This window comes from Peredibacter starrii, assembly GCF_034259205.1.
GTDB classification, from domain to species: domain Bacteria; phylum Bdellovibrionota; class Bacteriovoracia; order Bacteriovoracales; family Bacteriovoracaceae; genus Peredibacter; species Peredibacter starrii.
In genome coordinates this window covers 2,840,327-2,856,741 of record NZ_CP139487.1, presented here as the reverse complement: position 1 = coordinate 2,856,741, position 16,415 = coordinate 2,840,327, and the positions used below count along the sequence as shown (strand labels likewise).

The 16,415-nt window shown below is 41.8% G+C and carries 13 protein-coding genes; 7 read left to right on the top strand and 6 right to left on the bottom strand.

Features of this window, described 5'->3' with window-relative positions; genetic code table 11:
• Nucleotides 1-4: 4 nt before the first annotated feature.
• Nucleotides 5-655, bottom strand: coding sequence for a type 1 glutamine amidotransferase domain-containing protein (locus SOO65_RS14245; protein ID WP_321391364.1), 651 nt, complete (start codon nt 653-655; stop codon nt 5-7).
• Nucleotides 656-669: 14 nt separating this feature from the next.
• Nucleotides 670-1,824: a Gfo/Idh/MocA family protein gene (locus tag SOO65_RS14240; protein ID WP_321391361.1), complete on the bottom strand. Its 1,155-nt coding sequence runs from the start codon at nt 1,822-1,824 to the stop codon at nt 670-672.
• A 155-nt stretch (nt 1,825-1,979) separates the two neighbouring features.
• On the opposite strand from SOO65_RS14240, the gene ku reads away from it, so the two are divergent.
• Genes ku through ligD form a run of 3 tightly spaced genes read left to right on the top strand, consistent with a single transcriptional unit; the run spans nt 1,980 to nt 5,223 of the window.
• Complete coding sequence (ku, locus tag SOO65_RS14235) at nt 1,980-2,864, top strand: non-homologous end joining protein Ku (protein ID WP_321391358.1); 885 nt, start codon at nt 1,980-1,982, stop codon at nt 2,862-2,864.
• A gap of 2 nt (nt 2,865-2,866) precedes the next feature.
• Entirely contained in the window at nt 2,867-3,409 is a 543-nt protein-coding gene (locus SOO65_RS14230; RefSeq protein ID WP_321391354.1) for a DNA polymerase ligase N-terminal domain-containing protein, read from the top strand.
• Nucleotides 3,410-3,432: 23 nt separating this feature from the next.
• A complete protein-coding gene (gene ligD, locus SOO65_RS14225; RefSeq protein WP_321391352.1) occupies nt 3,433-5,223 on the top strand; it encodes a DNA ligase D in 1,791 nt (596 codons plus the stop codon).
• Here ligD and SOO65_RS14220 read toward each other — a convergent pair.
• A complete protein-coding gene (locus SOO65_RS14220; RefSeq protein WP_321391349.1) occupies nt 5,220-5,993 on the bottom strand; it encodes a hypothetical protein in 774 nt (257 codons plus the stop codon). The genes ligD and SOO65_RS14220 overlap by 4 nt on opposite strands.
• A gap of 120 nt (nt 5,994-6,113) precedes the next feature.
• On the opposite strand from SOO65_RS14220, the gene SOO65_RS14215 reads away from it, so the two are divergent.
• Together SOO65_RS14215 and SOO65_RS14210 are read left to right on the top strand one after the other, a co-directional pair.
• The gene (locus tag SOO65_RS14215; protein ID WP_321391347.1) at nt 6,114-6,803 is read left to right on the top strand and encodes a hypothetical protein; all 690 of its coding nucleotides are present in this window, start codon (nt 6,114-6,116) and stop codon (nt 6,801-6,803) included.
• Between the two features lie 8 nt (nt 6,804-6,811).
• Nucleotides 6,812-7,780: a M23 family metallopeptidase gene (locus SOO65_RS14210; RefSeq protein WP_321391344.1), complete on the top strand. Its 969-nt coding sequence runs from the start codon at nt 6,812-6,814 to the stop codon at nt 7,778-7,780.
• Between the two features lie 4 nt (nt 7,781-7,784).
• Here SOO65_RS14210 and SOO65_RS14205 read toward each other — a convergent pair whose 3' ends face one another.
• The 3 genes from SOO65_RS14205 to SOO65_RS14195 all read right to left on the bottom strand — a co-directional run bounded on the left by SOO65_RS14205 (nt 7,785) and on the right by SOO65_RS14195 (nt 11,984).
• A complete protein-coding gene (locus SOO65_RS14205; protein WP_321391342.1) occupies nt 7,785-8,942 on the bottom strand; it encodes a sugar MFS transporter in 1,158 nt (385 codons plus the stop codon).
• A 70-nt stretch (nt 8,943-9,012) separates the two neighbouring features.
• On the bottom strand, nt 9,013-11,388 hold the full coding sequence (locus SOO65_RS14200; protein ID WP_321391339.1) for a hypothetical protein: 2,376 nt from the start codon (nt 11,386-11,388) through the stop codon (nt 9,013-9,015).
• A complete protein-coding gene (locus SOO65_RS14195; RefSeq protein WP_321391337.1) occupies nt 11,385-11,984 on the bottom strand; it encodes a hypothetical protein in 600 nt (199 codons plus the stop codon). Before SOO65_RS14195 ends, SOO65_RS14200 begins: the two co-directional genes overlap by 4 nt.
• A gap of 298 nt (nt 11,985-12,282) precedes the next feature.
• On the opposite strand from SOO65_RS14195, the gene SOO65_RS14190 reads away from it, so the two are divergent.
• Together SOO65_RS14190 and SOO65_RS14185 are read left to right on the top strand one after the other, a co-directional pair.
• Nucleotides 12,283-13,590 carry a hypothetical protein gene (locus tag SOO65_RS14190; RefSeq protein WP_321391333.1) on the top strand — a complete coding sequence of 436 codons (1,308 nt, stop codon included), beginning with the start codon at nt 12,283-12,285 and terminating at the stop codon, nt 13,588-13,590.
• 12 nt (nt 13,591-13,602) lie between these two features.
• Nucleotides 13,603-16,404 (top strand): hypothetical protein, encoded by a 2,802-nt coding sequence (locus tag SOO65_RS14185; protein WP_321391331.1) that lies wholly within the window; start codon nt 13,603-13,605, stop codon nt 16,402-16,404.
• Nucleotides 16,405-16,415: the final 11 nt, after the last annotated feature.

The following is a 16,415-nucleotide window of genomic DNA, read 5'->3' as shown; positions in this document are numbered from 1 at the left end:
CTATTTATAATGTCGAGGCGTATCCCTCTGTATCTGGTAGTAAATGATGAATCTTATGCTCAGAAAATTCTCTGATCATCGCATCGTTGAAGGCCGGAATATCTGATGGACGCTGACTTGTAATAAATCGGTGATCGATGACGACCTTCTCATTAATCCAGTGTCCCCCCGCATTTTCAATATCTGTTTTGATCGAAGGATAGGAAGTGACAGTTCTTCCTTTAAGACCACCAGTCTCGATCAATAATTGAGGCCCGTGACAAATGGCCGCAATCGGACGGTGTTTATTTACGAAAGACATTGTGAATGCCACGGCCTCTGCGTTCTCGCGTAATTTATCAGGATTGATGACTCCACCTGGAAGAAGAAGAAAATCAAACTCCATTGACCAAGCTTCACGTACAGTCATATCCACATCAATGGTTTTACCCCAGTTGGTATGGTTCCAGCCTTTGATCTTTCCTTTTTGTAAGGAAACGACATGAGTAACTGCACCGGCACGTTCAAGGGCCTCTTTCGGGAGAAACAATTCGGACTGCTCAAACCCATCAGTGGCGAGAATTGCAACATGAGTACCAGAAAGGGCCTTGGGCTCTAAAGATGTATGTTTAGGAAGGAATCTTCGATGTAAAAACTTTTCAACAACTTCAAACATGTAAACCTCCTTGTTTAATGTTTTTCTCCTCCAGGACCTACGACATTAAAGAGTCTCGGCTTTGCAAAGGAAGGACGGGTGATTTTCTGTTGTTCAGATGGACGAGTCTTCTTGTTGATTTCATCCAACATGATTGGAGATCCCAAATCAATCGAGAGGAGAAGTGCTTCGATGATCTTGATATCGGCCAGGCCTTCTTCACCGGAAGGTTCGGGCCTTCTTTTTTTCTGAATACATTCAGAGAAGTAAATGAGCTCTGGTGCAAACTGATCTCGCTTCGGGTATTTTTTAGTGATGATTTTTTTCTCTTCGTAAATCTTGAGGGCCATAGAGGTCGAGTACTCGTAGCCTTTCTCTAAACGAAGACGCCCTTTTGTTCCAATGAGATCATAGTCAGCACTGGCAAAGGCCCCAAAGCTGATTGAGAAAGTCGCAAGACGATCATCCGGAAACTTCATCACACAACTCACTAACTCATCCACTTTCTTGAAGCGCGAGTCCTTACTGTGGGCCGACATGGCGAAGACCTCGACCGGCTCTGATTTAAAGAGGTATCGGGCAGCGTTGATACAATAGATACCAATGTCGTAGAGAGGGCCGCCACCTTTCTCAGCTTCTTCGAGACGGATATTATTGTGATCCTTAACCTGCATGGTAAAGACAGAATTGAAGATCTTTAAATCTCCTAATCGTTTTGATTGAGCAATTTTAATTGCCTCAAGATTGGCCGCCTCAAAATGCAGACGGTAAGCAATCATGAGTTGAATATTATTTTTGTTCGCCTCATTTATCATCGAAAGACAATCTTCTGTAGTGACTGCCATGGGCTTTTCACAGAGGACATGAACGCCATACTTGGCAGCAGTTTCCATGATATTGCGATGATAAAAATTGGGAGTCGCGATATAGACTGCGTCCACTAGTCCCGAACGAAGGCAGTCTTCAAATTCAGAATAGAGGTAGCATTTATCGATCTTATACTTTTCGCCCAAACGCTTAAGTTTCTCTTTGTCCCCGGAAACCAGGGCAACTAACTTGGAATTCTTTCTAGCGTTTCTAAACGCAGGAAGCACGGCAACTTGTGCAATATAGCCAAGTCCCACTACTGCGTAGCGAATCTTTTTCTTCTTGGTTTTGCCAATGAGCATAGGAACTCCTTCTGCGCTCATTTTGCAATCAGAGTGCCACTCATAAGTAATTATTAAAACTATTTTGCTTGGGGAACCTGTCCACATCGTGGGGAAGTTTGACAAGTAATCTCTGCAAATTGAGTGAAGGGTCGAGGGTGCTTAAAATTGATTTATCATTCACGCGGAGGTGAATCATGGCAGGAAGCATATGGAAAGGGTCTATTAGTTTTGGGCTACTAAACATTCCAGTTTCTCTTCAAAAAGCGCAAGAAGGGAATGATCTGCATTTCTCCATGTTAGATGGAAAAGATTTATCCCCGATTAAATATAAAAAAGTTAGCGGTAAGGATGGGAAGGAAGTTCCCTGGAACAGAATTGTGAAGGGATATGAGTATGAGAAAGGACAGTTCGTTATCATCGATAAAGATGATTTCAAACGTGCTAATCCTAAGGCCACTCAAACGATCGATATCGAAGATTTCGTTGATCTGGAAGAGATTGATCCTATGTTTCTAGAGAAGCCTTATTACCTCGTTCCTCAGAAAAACGGAATTAAGGGATACTTCTTACTTGCTGAGGCCCTGAAAAAATCCCGCAAAGTTGCCATTGCTAAAGTCATCATCCGTACCAAACAACATCTTGGTGCGATCATGACCCGAGGTGATTATCTCATCCTGGAAATACTAAGATTCTCACATGAAGTCCTGGAAGTGGATGAGGTTGAGTACCTAAGTGATATCCAGCGACCAAAGTTTTCCGCAAAAGAAGTTAAGATGGCCCAAGAGTTGATTGATGGAATGACTGGTAAATGGAAACCTGAACAATATAAAGACACCTACAATGACGACATCATGAAGATCATCAATCTTAAAATTGAGGCCGGTGAAGGTAAGGAAGTTGATCTGGGTGAGATTCCAAAGGCAGAGAAAGGAAATACCGGTGTGGTTGTGGACCTTATGCCACTATTGAAGAAATCGCTGGAAGAAAAGAAGAAGGCAAAGTCGTCTACCTCTTCTAGGGCAGCACCGGCATCAAAGAAAAAGACCGCCAAGAAAACCGCACGTAAACGAGCGAGTTAAATATGAAGAGTTCATTGAAAGAATATAATGCCAAACGAGATTTTAAAAAGACCAAGGAACCGGCCGGGAAAAAAGCCGCTTCCAAGGGGAAGAAGTTGAAATTTGTGGTTCAGGAACATCATGCTCGAAGACTTCATTATGATTTTCGTCTCGAAATGGATGGTGTGCTAAAAAGCTGGGCAGTTCCTAAGGGGCCTTCACTTGATCCACAAGATAAACGTCTTGCGGTTCAAACCGAAGATCATCCCATGGAGTATGCCAAGTTTCATGGAACCATTCCAGAAGGGGAATATGGCGCGGGAGAAGTCTTCATTTGGGACAAGGGAACCTGGGAGTGTGACGATGATGATCCCCATGAGGCCCTGGAGAAAGGGCAATTAAAATTTCATCTCCACGGCGATAAACTCAATGGGGGATTTGTTTTAGTTCGAACCCATTATCGAAACGATACCAAGAAGAACTGGCTATTAATAAAACATCACGACGAATATGAAGAAGCTCCCAAGGCAAAAAAGAAGGTCTCAAAAAAAAAGCCCGCAAGCTAGGCCCTGATAAGTGGCCAGGTTTTGTGGCCCCTCAACTTCCGCGTCTTGTGACTGAAGTTCCGGCCGGCGACTCCCATTGGGTTCATGAGATGAAACTGGATGGGTATCGGATTCAGACTCATTTGAAGAACGGAGTAGGCACCCTCTATACCAGAAATGGTCTCGACTGGAGTAACACTTTTCCGCACATCCTTTATGCACTTGAACAACTTCCTGCACAGAATGCCATCTTTGATGGCGAAATTGTTGCCTTGGATGAACAGGGGAAGAGTAACTTTCAAAAACTTCAAAATTCACTCAAGAGTAAGAATGATCTAAGCCTTCAGTACTTTGTTTTTGATCTTTTATTTTTAGATGGAAAAGATTTGCGCGACTTACCTCTGCTTGAAAGAAAAGAGATGCTGGCGCAACTGCTTAAGGATGCTCCGCCACTTATTCATTTAAGTGAACATATTGATGGGGCCGGGGAAGACTTTTATCAAATCTCCTGTGAAGAAGGACTTGAAGGTATCGTTTCAAAACTCGCTGATAGTCCTTATATCTCTGGGAGAAATGATTTTTGGGCGAAAACCAAATGCAGTCTGAGACAAGAATTTGTTATTGGGGGATGGACCGAACCCAAAGGTGGCAGAACTGGGATCGGGGCTCTTCTTTTGGGTACGTATGAGAAAAAGAAATTTCGTTATGTCGGAAGAGTTGGAACTGGTTTTAATACAGCGACTTTAAGAGATATGAAAAAAGACCTTTCTTCAATTGAAGAAGAAGAATCGCCGTTTGATGTAAATTCACCCAAGGGTAAAGATATTCATTGGGTGAAACCGATCAGACTTTGTGAAGTTTCATTCGGGAATTGGACGGATGAAGGCATTCTTCGCACACCCGTGTTTCAAGGAATGCGAGTAGACAAGGAGGCACAGGAAGTGGTGAAAGAAATAGCAAAGGAGATTTCTTCTCCTGATAAAATCCTATTCAAAAAAGAGAAAATTACAAAACAACAGGTGCTTGATTTTTATCGGACGGTTTCAAAAGTCATGTTGCCTTATATGGCCGGCAGACCTTTGTCCCTTGTTCGTTGTCCAAATGGAAGTGAGTCTCAGTGCTTTTTCCAAAAACATATCTCTGGAAAAGTTCCGGATGCTTTCAATACCTTTCCCATTAAAGAAGAGAAGGGCCCGGGCATCTATCTATCCATTGATTCAAAGCGAGGTCTGGAAGAATTAGTTCAGCTAAATGCCTTTGAAATTCATGCATGGAACAGTCATTGGGAAAACTATATGAGACCCGATCAGATTGTGATGGATTTGGATCCGGGTCCGGGAGTGACCTGGAAAGAAGTGGTTGATGGGGCCTTTGAGCTTAAAGAGATGCTTGAAGATTTGGGCCTTGAATCATTTGTAAAACTTACTGGAGGAAAAGGTCTGCATCTACACATTCCTGTGGCACCACTTTATGATTGGGATCAAATTAAGTCCTTTTCTGAAGCACTTGCTTTGGAGCTTGTTTCCCGCAATCCAAAAAAGTATGTGGCCAATATGTCTAAGAAGATCAGGCATAAAAAGATCTTCGTGGATTATTTACGAAATGGTTATGGAGCAACCGCAGTGGTGCCTTATTCTCTCCGAGCGAAGCCCCTAAGTGCTGTTGCATTGCCAGTGGAGTGGAGTGAACTAAAACGAATTAAAGGTCCTCAGGAATTTACGATTGATAAGGCGTTAAAAAAGATCAAATCACGTAAGCGAGATCCTTGGACTGGGATGCTTAAACTTAAACAGAAGATTTCAATCCTGACGCCGGTAAAGAAAATGGCGGCCTAGTAATTTACTTGCAGGTAGTAGGACAGGATGTCCTTTATTTCCTGTGTCTCACGACGGAAATGTTCTCTTTGAAGTTTTGTGATCGTAGGGAGAAGCTTCTTTAAGATTTCGAGATTCTTATTCGAGGTCAGACCCTCTTCTTGGTAGTTGACGAATGCTTCTTGAAACAAATCTTTGCGGGCAGTTGGAGCAATGTCCTGAGCATAGATGGATTTGAATTTTTGATGGAGTTCTCTACGTCTTTCAACACGTTTTTTCGTCTGCTCCATAAAGTAGTCCCCATAATGGGCGATGACCTGTTTTTGATCAGAACTTATCGTGCCTAAAAACTTTTCCAAGCGCTCCTGGACTTCTTCAACCCGTTCCTCTTTGTCCTTTTTAGCAATCTGGCGATTTTCACTCTCTACTTCATCGAAAAAATCTTTTTGTTGTTTATCATCAAGTTTCGCCATGTATTTGGCCATGAGGGCCGAAAAGTCCTTGGCAATTTTTCGATAAAAGCCTTCGAGCTTTTTATAATGCTCTTCTAGCTTGGCCTCACTCTCGAGTTTCATATCATCAATCACCGGAACAATTTCCTGTGCCACAGGTTTTTGCTTGTTCAGGAACTGATCGATATCTTCTCCGAGTTCATTTTTTTGTGCGGTATAAAGAGGGAGCCTTTTAGTTACCTGATGGCCAAGAAGGGTGTCCGCATTATCCACGGCCAGTTTCTTAGCTGCACAACCATAACCAATAAGAGCAATAAGGAGAAAGGTAGTGATTCTCATGCATTTATTCTTCCAGCACTTTGACGGGAAGTAATGAACGCATGAGTAAAGGCCGTCCTGTATAGTCGGCCTTTAAATGAAAAATTTGTCAAAGCCGGACAATTTTTGCAAGCTATTATAATGTTGAATCTCGATAGCTACCGGTCGAGCACTGATTACCGGGAAATACTACGTATCCTTCAGAAAGCGTCCTCGTTGCAGGACAACTTCATTTGGCAATCTCATGCCATAGGTAAGTCTATTATTCCTATTCATCATTTTGAGATCGATTTTGTGACCCGCGAAGTGGTGATCTATTTTGATACTCAGAAATATATGATGGATAATGAATTGCCCCTATACGTAAAGTTGGATTATCACACAAGCGTATTTAAAGTGACGGACTATCGTGTGGGACTGGATGCAGTGTACTTCACGTTTCCGGCCTTGATTAAGACCATGGAGCTTCGTGGAACCCCACGCCACTCATTTCAACCGAATCAAGACCGAGCTGTGAGCCTCAAGCCAACTCTGACGGGGATGAACCGAGAATCTAGTCATGAACTTCAAGTGAGAGTCATGGATGTATCAGAGGCAGGGCTTGGACTCATCGTTTCTGAGCACAATCGTTCATTCTTAAAAAATAACCGTATTCTTTGGGTGACTCGTCTTCAGGACATCCAACTTCAACATCCGATTCTTGCGGAAGTGGTTTACATCAACAATGAAGTTGATGCGAAATTTCAAATTCGTAAGCAAAAGGAAATGAAGGTAGGGATTAAGCTTTCAGGTTCGATTCCTCCGGAAATTTACCACAAATTTATCCAATAAGGATTTATATGCGATTCTTTTTAGTTCTGCTTCTTGGCCTCTCAACAGCTTGGGCACACGAAAAGGAACTAAAAACGAAAGCAGATCTTCTGGCCACCGGTGTATTCACTGAGCAACGCCACCATGCCTGGCCGTTTCCACTTCTTTCCATTGGCCACAATATGCAGTCTTACCAGTTTTATGGTGGAGCTCCTTATTGGCATGATGGGCTGGATATTCGTTCTGAAGTGGATCAACCGATTCACGCCGCTGTTGGCGGGAAAGTCGTGAATATTGAGAATTATCAGAGGGGAAATCCGCTCTATTGGGAAATTGCGATTCTCGATGATGAAGGGTTTGTGTGGAAGTATCACCATGTTGATCAAAGTACGATTCCGCAGACGATAAAGGACGCTTACAGAAATAAAGGCCGAATTGCTTCAGGGACTTTTATTGGGAATGTTGTGAGATGGAACATCACTTCCTTTGGTGAGAAGTATCATCACTTACATTTGTTAGTCGTGGCGAAAGATGGCCAGTATATTAATCCATTTCTGATGATGGAACCGCTGGCAGATACTAAAGCGCCTGTGATTAATCGTATAGGTCTAGCGAAGAATCACCGTCCGATTGAAGGAGCTGAAGTTTCAGGACCGCATGCTCTTTTTATGGAAGCGAGTGACCTGACCCTTCACGATAAGTTTATTCTCCCGCCTTATAAGATTAGTTACAGTTTAGATAAAGCGGATGCCGTGACGGTTTGGGAATTTATCAATCTCCCTTCTGGCAAGAATGATTCAGATTACATAACGGATTTTTATATGGATGGAACTTGCGGTAACTATACTTGTCGTAAGTTTTACTTCAATTTGAATTTCACCAAAGCGAATCCTCGCGGAACGATGAAGCTAGCTCCAGGCAAACATGAAGTGGAAGTTATGGTTGAGGATATTGTTGGAAACAAATCAGTGAAGAGTTTCCAGTGGAATGTCCTCTAAGAAATTAGCGGTTTCTGAGTCCCAGGATCGCAATATAACCGTAACAAAGTGCTGGTAGAATAAGCGCCATACGTAGGCCAAATTCATCCGCCATCATTCCTGTTACCACCGGAATAATCGCTCCACCTAAAATCGCCGTAGCAAGTAGACCTGAACCTTTGTGCTCTTCACCCGGGCCCAGACCCTTAATTCCAAGAGTGAAGATGGTCGGGAACATAATCGAATTACAAAGTCCCACAAGCACCATGCTGTAGATCGCAACATTGCCGCGAGAGTTAATTGAGATCAGGATAAAAGCAATCGCGAGCATTGAGTGCACGCTCAGAACTTTTCCTGGAGAGAACTTTTTCAGAGTGTAGATTCCGATAAATCGGCCAACCATCGCACAACCCCAGTAGTATGCAACCAGGCTTGCAGCTTGGGCCTCATTCATCTTACTCATGTCCATGATGTAGTTTACCAGGAATGAGCCGATCGCAACTTCTGCACCTACATAAGTGAAGATACCGATCGCACCAAGAATAAGTCCAGGTTCTTTAAGTACGTTTCTCCACTTCGCACCATTACTTTCACCCTCATCGATTTTTGGAAGGTGAAGACGTGAAAGAAGGAAAGCGATAACAACGAGAACCAGAGCGATGAAGAGGTAAGGGTATTTAACACCTTCAGCGTTCGAAGTGTTCTCGATTTTCGAAAGAATGAAATAAGCGCCAAAGAATGGAGCAAGGAAAGTTCCGAATGAATTGAAGGCCTGAACCATCGTCAGACGAGATGATGCAGTTTCTTTTGGCCCAATAACTGAAACGTATGGGTTGGCCGCAACTTGTAGAAGAACAATTCCTGAGGCCAATACGAATAGAGCAATCAGGAACAACTCGTAAGTATGATAAGAAACCGCTGGGTAGAAAAGAAGACAACCAATGGCGGTGACAGCAAAACCAAGAACCATTCCTGTTTGATAACCCAGTTTTTCAATGATCTTACTGGCCGGGATTGAAGTGAGACCGTAGGCGCCGAAGAAACAGAACTGAACCATCGCCGCTTGTGTGTAATCGAGGTCGAAGATTTCTTTCAGGTAGGGAACCAGGATGTCATTTAAACAAGTGATGAATCCCATCATGAAAAATAGAACAGTAAGCGAGGTCAAAGCCTTCTTTTGCATGCGCGTCCTTTTTGTGGTCAACCTACGTAGTTGACCACAAATAGGGGCATTTTGAAAAGAATGGAATGGTTTAAAGAGCGCTCAGACGCTTGAAAAAGAGCTCCAATTGCGGACGGAGTCTTTCGGCCTCTTTGGGGTCACCCGAATCCACCAGAAGGCGAAGCTTCTTTTGGTCGTCGAAAATGACTTTAAAATTCACCGATTTCATCTGAAGAATGAAGTTCGACTTGTTCTTTACAAGCACTTGGAGGAGTTGGGTCTCAGGATCGTTCTTATTGATCTTCTCAGCAAGTGATTGAGATAGGGTGACCTTTGGATCCTCGGCAATATTTAGGGCCACAGTTGTGAGTGCCTTAGCATTTGCATCATCGTTAGTTGAGGCCGGATTACGACCTGCACCAGCAGCAGCTGCTTGTTTTGCTCCGTGCATATCAGCAAGGGCACGATTCATACCGTCTTTCTTCCATTTTTCGGCGGCAGAGTCAGTGTTTGAAACCGAAGCTTCTCGGCGTGGACCTGAACCTGTGTTGGCAGCGTCTTCGAAGTCTGATGAACCAGAAACTGATGGAGCATTATATTGACCCATCATACGGTTGGCGTAATAGTCTTCGAGTGCTGTTGGCATTGAGCGACCGGTTTTGGCATAGGCATCTCGCGCGATCTTTTTAGCGGCGGCCTTCGATGCTGGTTTTTGTTCCGGCATTGAAGATAGGCGTCGCATGATTTCGCTTTCGATATCGTCCATCTCTTTCTGATTTTTGTAGTAGTCAGAGAGGTCGGGTATTGATGAGGTTGTTGGTTGTCCGGTCCAGTTTGATGAATCGCTGCTCGCTGATTGTTGTGAGCGAGAAGATGAAGCGGTTCTTGCGGAAGCGGCGGCCGGCTGGATTGGGGTTGTTACTTTTGCCTGAGTTTGTGAAGCTGGGGCCTGGTTGAAGTAACCTGGTTGACGCTCAGGGATTTCTGCTTGAGCGACTAGGGTTCCGTCGTCTTTAGGAAGGATACCTTGGAGGACGAGGATTTCTTTTGTTTTTGGGTCGAGGTTTTTTGGGTCTCCGATCATGGAGCGGAGGAGGTCGTTAACTTCTTTGTTTGAAGAGTTGGCGAGTTTGGATTCGAGGGAATCTATATTTTTGAGTTCTTTATATTTAAGGAAAGCCTTGCAGGAGATATCTTTGGATCCAGCCGGACATTTATTGTCATCTACTGAACAAATAGATTCATTGATTGAACCAATCTCAGTTGCAAATTTATCATCTTTAAATGAATTTATGTTCTGCTCTTTATAACGTTGAGGCAAAAAATTTGAAATAACTTCATTACAGGTCGTTAGATTTCTTGAGCTAATTGAGGATGATTCGCACAAGCCTAGAAGTTCAAAGTTCTTTTGGAGTAGATCTTCACTCGTCGCGAATTTATCCTTGGATGGCTTTAGATCTTCCGAGAAAAGTTTATTGTAATTGTTAAATGGATCTATTGTGAGATCGCCAGATTCAAATTCTTTAGAACAAATGTTTTCTTGAAGTGCTCTGAATGATTTCTCGCAACTTTCCGCTAGTGATTTGTCGAATAGCTCTCCACTGTTCTTGCTATAAAGAGTTTTTCTTAAATCCGCCGTGGAAGCGTTTTGAGGTAGAGTTTTGAAGAAAGTTGCAATGGATTTCGGAGATTTAAAATATTCAGCTAGAAGTGGGTGAGAAACAACTGATTCTCTAAGCTCAGATTTGTCACCAAATTTACTGATAAAATCATCTGACGAAAATATTTCCTCTACCGATCCTAGTTTTTCGATGGCAGGTGATTTGAAGTATTCGATTAAGTCTGGAGTCAAGGCTTCTTCTACATTGGAACTAGCAATAAGCAGTATGTCTTTTTCAGGAACAAAGCAGCTTGCTTTCGACCTGTTTAGCAAAGTACTAGGAGCTTGATAATCATCTTTGCTTAAAATCTTGGCCAACTCGTTAGAAGTCTCTCTCTGGAGACTTTGAAGTAAGGTAGAATTTTTAAAAAGTTTCTTCGCCGTTTCTGAGTGACACCCTTTTATAAAATCTTCAGATGTTTTCGGTTGGCAGGATTTTAGCGAGTTTTCATATTTGGCACCTGTTGGCATCAGGGCTCTTAAACGAGCCGTTGAAATGAGATTGTTTGTTACAAGTTTTTTATACTCTTCAAGTGCAGAATTAAAAAATGTTTCCTGTTTTTTTGTTTTCGAGAAGGAGGGAATGCTCTTATTGCTGTTCTTTTCGAACTTAGATTTACAATTTTGGCATAGTTCTTCAGATGATCCAGATTTTGCCTTGTAGAGATTGTTTTTTGTAATACAGTTGGGTACAGCAAGTTCTTCTGCCATCTTTATAGCTGGGGTAGAAACATCTGTTTCACAGTCTTCTTCTTCAGAAGCCCAGAGTGAGAAAGATAAAAAAACGATGAGTAAAATTTTGATCATAATTCCGACTTATGTTTGGCCCCTGCCTCTCTTAAGAGATCATAGTAATACTTCATCTTCTTTTCGATTGTATTACCCTTGTTCTTTTCCATGTGAAATTTCACATAGTCCAAAACAGTTCTACCATCTGAGGCATCAACTTTATTAAGATTTACCTTCCATTCCGTTACATTCTCTATGAATTCATCGAACTTAGTATTTACTGCGTATTTAATGTAATTGCCGTTAGAAATATCAAAAATTGTGCTGTTGCAGACCATTTCATTTTCAAGTTTATTCCACATTTTTTTGATTTTATTTTGAGTCTCAGCTTCAGAATCATTTTTTGAATCGACACAAGAAGCTTCCATAATTCTTCGATAATACATGTATTCACTCGCACCAACAGGTTTTGGGTCTTTGGTTCTACTCCCAATGAACATACACATATTCATGAGTTTCTTTTTATCAGGACAGTTTCCTGATTCCTCCGCCTTCGATTGCTTCATTACCGCCGCAACAAGTTTCGACGAACCATCTTCTTCACAATCTTCTTCTGCTTGTGAAAAAGCTAATTGCGATGAGAGTAGTAAAAACGTCAAGGCCCAAAATTTCATACACTGATCCCTAATAAAATAGATTTACATATGTCATATCGACCATTTATGGCATTTCTTGAGCACCCAAAGAGGCCATTTCCCCATAGTAAAACAGCTTCCTAGGCTAGTTCCCTTAAGGAAAACCCTAGAAGGTGAGTTTTTTAGTCGATTAGGGTTGTAGGAATGACTGACTCTAAGTTTTCTTATTTCACTTCTGAACATTCCAGTTCGGATCTACAAAATTTCATGTCCCCGAATTTGAGATTCGTTTAAGTTCCATCCACACCACAACGGTACTTTTAACAAAGGAACTTTTATGAACAATTTCATTTCAATACTTATGCTGCTATCTCTTGCGGCCTGTAATTCGGGCAATGGAGGATCTTCATCTTCGTCTCAAACTGAGACAATTGATAACTCAAAAAAGGACGAAGTAACTTCAGACAGCGATAAACCAGCAAATACAGTTGAAACAGATCGATTAGTAATTGTTCCAAAAAGAAAAGTTGAACTTGAAGAGGACTTCTCGAACTTCGAAGAATTTCGAGACAACGTTAATCGTTATGAAGTTGTCTTTGAGGTTAAGTCGGGTGATTTCTCTAATGCTACTTTAGAATGTAGAAAATTAAATTATGATCGAACAGATTCGAAGGTTCTTGGTAGATTCAAAGATAATGCTTCCGAAGCGACTCTTGATATTACGGTCCTTGAAAATGACCCCAATATCGTTGAATACAAGTGTTCGGCCACTGACAATGAACTCCTCTTGGATTCAGCAACAATCAAAATTCCTAAAAGCTATGTAATTCGTGGACAAAAAACTCTTCAAGCGGCCATTAATGCTACTGAGATTTCAACTCTCGTTCTAGATAAAGGTGCTGAGCTTTCAACTGATGGAGACGATATCAAGCTCACTGTCGCTGAACTCATTTCTAATGAAGGTAAAATCGTTACTCATGCATCTGACGCCGTTAATAAGACTTATGAGAATCGTCCAGGGGCTTCTGGTGGATCAATCGATCTTACAATCAATAAGGGGATTGGAGAGGTTACTTTCGAGATGAGAGGTTTAAATGGTGGAGCAGTAACAAGAGTTCCTGAAAAGAATCCGGCCATTACTCAATTCAACCCTAGAAATAATGGAACTTGTAATCCTTCATCACAGTACAAAAAGAACGATACACGTTGCATGGGAAAACCAGGTGATAAAGGCGCTCGTGGACTTCAAGGTTTTCAAGGTACGTCGGGTGGTAATACTGGAGTTCTAAAACTTAAAACAATTGCAGAACAGGACTTAAATATTTCTATTCATCACTTCCCAGGCAAAGGTTCAGTTGGCGGTAACGGTGGAAAAGGTGGCGCCGGTGGTCCAGGCGGTAAAGGGAACTTCATTCGATACTTTGTTCCTTCTCCACATGATATCTGTCGCTCTACGACTTGTGCCCTTCAAAGTATTCAAGGTGCATGGGCCACTCACCAATTTCAAGACGGCCCTATCGGTCCTGAAGGTGACATCGGTCCAATGGGACTTCAAGGTGAGGACGGGGCGATCACTGAATCAACTGTAACCTTTCAAGACGAGAAAATGAGCTTCACTGTAGATCAAAATTGGAAAAACTTTTAAGGAATTACATATATGAAAAAGACATCAATCATTTTAACTACGGCGCTTCTAGCTAGTGCGTGTTCAAAAACAGTTAAAGAAGTAACTCATGTTCAGGAGAAATCTTCGATTGGGCCAGTAACTCAAACTCGACCTGAACCCGCAAAAGATGTCAGTGCTTTGAGAGAATTATTGAATTCTAAGGCCCCAAACCTTGCTCTTGCAGAACTTCTGGCCAAGTCAGTTGTAAAAGAACACAGAGATGAGCTGAGAGCGATGATTACCGAGCTATCAGCAGAGGAAGCTCAGCAAATCATTAAGAGTATTAATGAAGCAAATGATACAATTCGTGAGAATTATCTCTATCACGGCCAGAAATACTATAATGGGAAGAAGCTTGAAACTTCACTTATTCTGGACTCAAAATCCCTTCAGGATCATCCGTTTTCTCTAGAGACTCAATTAAAGATTTCAACCATATCTTATCTTAAGAGCAAAGCCTTGGATGATATTCTATCTGCCTATAATGTTCGATCAGAAAAGCTTGCTATCGAACTTGCCCAAGATATCGCGTTTGAGATCGGAACAAAGCATCCGGAAACTGCCCGTCAAATTGAGAATGAGATGGGTGAAAATCGTGAAAAAGTAATTGAAATGATTCGTAAGACCATGCCAGTTGCAAAAAAGATCGATCAGTATTTTAAAACTTCAGAGTTAAATGAGAACGAGCAGTATGTAACTCTCTTAGGTGGTCTTATTGCTGGTGCCATCTATACGCAGGTGAAGGATAATAGCGGGTTTAGAAATTTGGTAATTCAGGGGCAAAGAATTGCTCGTGACATCAAGGCTTTCGAGGCTAAGGCGAAAGAGTTTTCAGTATTAGTTAATACGATGAAGTGTCACCTTGAGCAGACAAAGAAAGACTTCAGAAACCTTCAAGATGGAATTGCCGGAGTACGTGACGATGCTAGAGATCTATTTGATAGAGTCAAGGCCAATGAGCAAGGTCCAAGCGACGTTAGTTCGAAACGTATTGTCGATTTCCTTTATAAAAGAGTGATCAAGGGTGAAGTGACAAAGCCTGATGGCTCAAATTCAAGTGTCTTATCAAAGCAGAATTCTCTTAATGAAAACTTTGAAAAAACCATTCACTCTGCGGCAAATCTCACAAATAGTCTGAATAATATCATTAATACCGCTAACTCTTTCGCGGCCATTTTCAAAATGAGACCTTCAAATGATCTAATTAAGGTTCTAGAGAAAGCTCAAAAGGTAAATGCAGTTATCCAAGGTGTTCAATCAGCTGTGACAGGGTTTGCGGCCGGTGGTTTTATTGGAGCGATGGGGGCGTTGAGTTCAGGTCCTATGATGTCACTTTTAGGAGGAGGATCAAAGGATTCAGCGAAGCTGGCCGAGATCAGTAAGAAACTAGACATCGTAATCAAGAACCAGCAAGAAATGATGAAAATGCAGCTTGAGACCATGAACATGCTGAAAGATCTCGCCATTATGGTCGACATTTATCATCAGCAGGAAATGGCAGCGATTGCTGAACTTAGAGATTATCAACTAACAAACTTGGAAATTAGCAAAGCTTTACTCAATAAAGACATTAGAAGCTGTGAACGCATGATTAACTTTCAACTCAGTTCAGTTTGGAAGAATATGGACTTCGGTCGTGATGCCTTCTATAGCATTCATAATTTGGAAATTTTGAAACTTCGATTTACTCAAAGTATTACCGGTCTTCATGACATCCGCCGAATTGTGAATTCGGTTGAGGAAGATGGCTTTAAAAATTGTCAGAGTGGTCTTGCCGAGGCTTTTGGGTCTAATGATTATATCGAAAATCCAATTCGCTCAATCTACGCTTCTGATGATCAGTATAATCTTCATCAGTTCCAGCGTGAGACCTATGCGCCCCTGCTTTCATCGCTCGAATATTTTACTGGGACTTCAAATTTTGACAGTATGCCGCTGCATTTACCGACACGAGAATTTACAGGTTTAAAGTTTAAAATTCCACATATTGATAATGCTCGTTCAGAGTCTTCTTCAAGTGAGATTTATGACTTGGACCAGCTGCTTTCAGTTAAGAACCTTGAGCGATATCTTAGTCATCTAATTGTTCTTCTACCGTTAATGGAAGTAGATAAGAATATTTGGCAAAAGTCATATGAAGACATTATCTCGGCTTACTTAGATTCTTCGAACTTTGGCTCAAATCAGAACATCAGAAGCCATTTCTTCCTGGCCAATGCTTTGAAGTTAACTCAATCAGCGATTGCTCAAGAAGCCTTGCTGGCCGGTGAGCCCGTCCTTCATCAGATCCATGCTCGATATATGAAAGACATTATGTCTGATAAAGAGTGTGACCAAATTAAGCGTGACGATGTGCCTGAATCAAACTTCCTGTGTTCTGTTCGTGGTAACAGACTATTGATGAAGAACCTTGTCATGTTTGCTCTTCACTCAGAAGCCCAGTTTACTGAAGGTTTTATGGAGAAATACAAAGCAGCTTATGATGGCTCAGATCGAGTGGTGCTGGCAAAACTTCTAAACGCTGGAGTGGTAATGGAGAGAGTTGAGGCCCTGAAGTCTCGTGATGGCATTTCAATGGACCTGATCATCAATGTTCTGGATAAAAATAAGAAAAAGATGGCCATTAAACTTCCAACTCCTGATGCGTTAAAAGAAGGGAAGATTATCTATTCGGAAAGTATGCCTCGTCTTTTGAAAATGCAGGAAGTGATTATTAACAATCTAGAGAAAGTGGCCCCTGTAGAAAGAAATCAATCAGAAGATCTGCTGAAACTTTTAATGGTGGGTGCTTAGATTGTTTTCAA

Excerpts from the sequence above, each read along its gene's own strand:
- SOO65_RS14220 (WP_321391349.1), bottom strand. The coding sequence starts at position 5,993 with ATGAGAATCACTACCTTTCTCCTTATTGCTCTTATTGGTTATGGTTGT.
- ku (WP_321391358.1), top strand. The coding sequence starts at position 1,980 with ATGGCAGGAAGCATATGGAAAGGGTCTATTAGTTTTGGGCTACTAAAC.
- SOO65_RS14245 (WP_321391364.1), bottom strand. The coding sequence starts at position 655 with ATGTTTGAAGTTGTTGAAAAGTTTTTACATCGAAGATTCCTTCCTAAA.
- SOO65_RS14200 (WP_321391339.1), bottom strand. The coding sequence starts at position 11,388 with ATGATCAAAATTTTACTCATCGTTTTTTTATCTTTCTCACTCTGGGCT.
- SOO65_RS14240 (WP_321391361.1), bottom strand. The coding sequence starts at position 1,824 with ATGAGCGCAGAAGGAGTTCCTATGCTCATTGGCAAAACCAAGAAGAAA.
- SOO65_RS14185 (WP_321391331.1), top strand. The coding sequence starts at position 13,603 with ATGAAAAAGACATCAATCATTTTAACTACGGCGCTTCTAGCTAGTGCG.
- SOO65_RS14210 (WP_321391344.1), top strand. The coding sequence starts at position 6,812 with ATGCGATTCTTTTTAGTTCTGCTTCTTGGCCTCTCAACAGCTTGGGCA.
- SOO65_RS14195 (WP_321391337.1), bottom strand. The coding sequence starts at position 11,984 with ATGAAATTTTGGGCCTTGACGTTTTTACTACTCTCATCGCAATTAGCT.
- SOO65_RS14205 (WP_321391342.1), bottom strand. The coding sequence starts at position 8,942 with ATGCAAAAGAAGGCTTTGACCTCGCTTACTGTTCTATTTTTCATGATG.
- SOO65_RS14190 (WP_321391333.1), top strand. The coding sequence starts at position 12,283 with ATGAACAATTTCATTTCAATACTTATGCTGCTATCTCTTGCGGCCTGT.
- SOO65_RS14230 (WP_321391354.1), top strand. The coding sequence starts at position 2,867 with ATGAAGAGTTCATTGAAAGAATATAATGCCAAACGAGATTTTAAAAAG.
- SOO65_RS14215 (WP_321391347.1), top strand. The coding sequence starts at position 6,114 with ATGTTGAATCTCGATAGCTACCGGTCGAGCACTGATTACCGGGAAATA.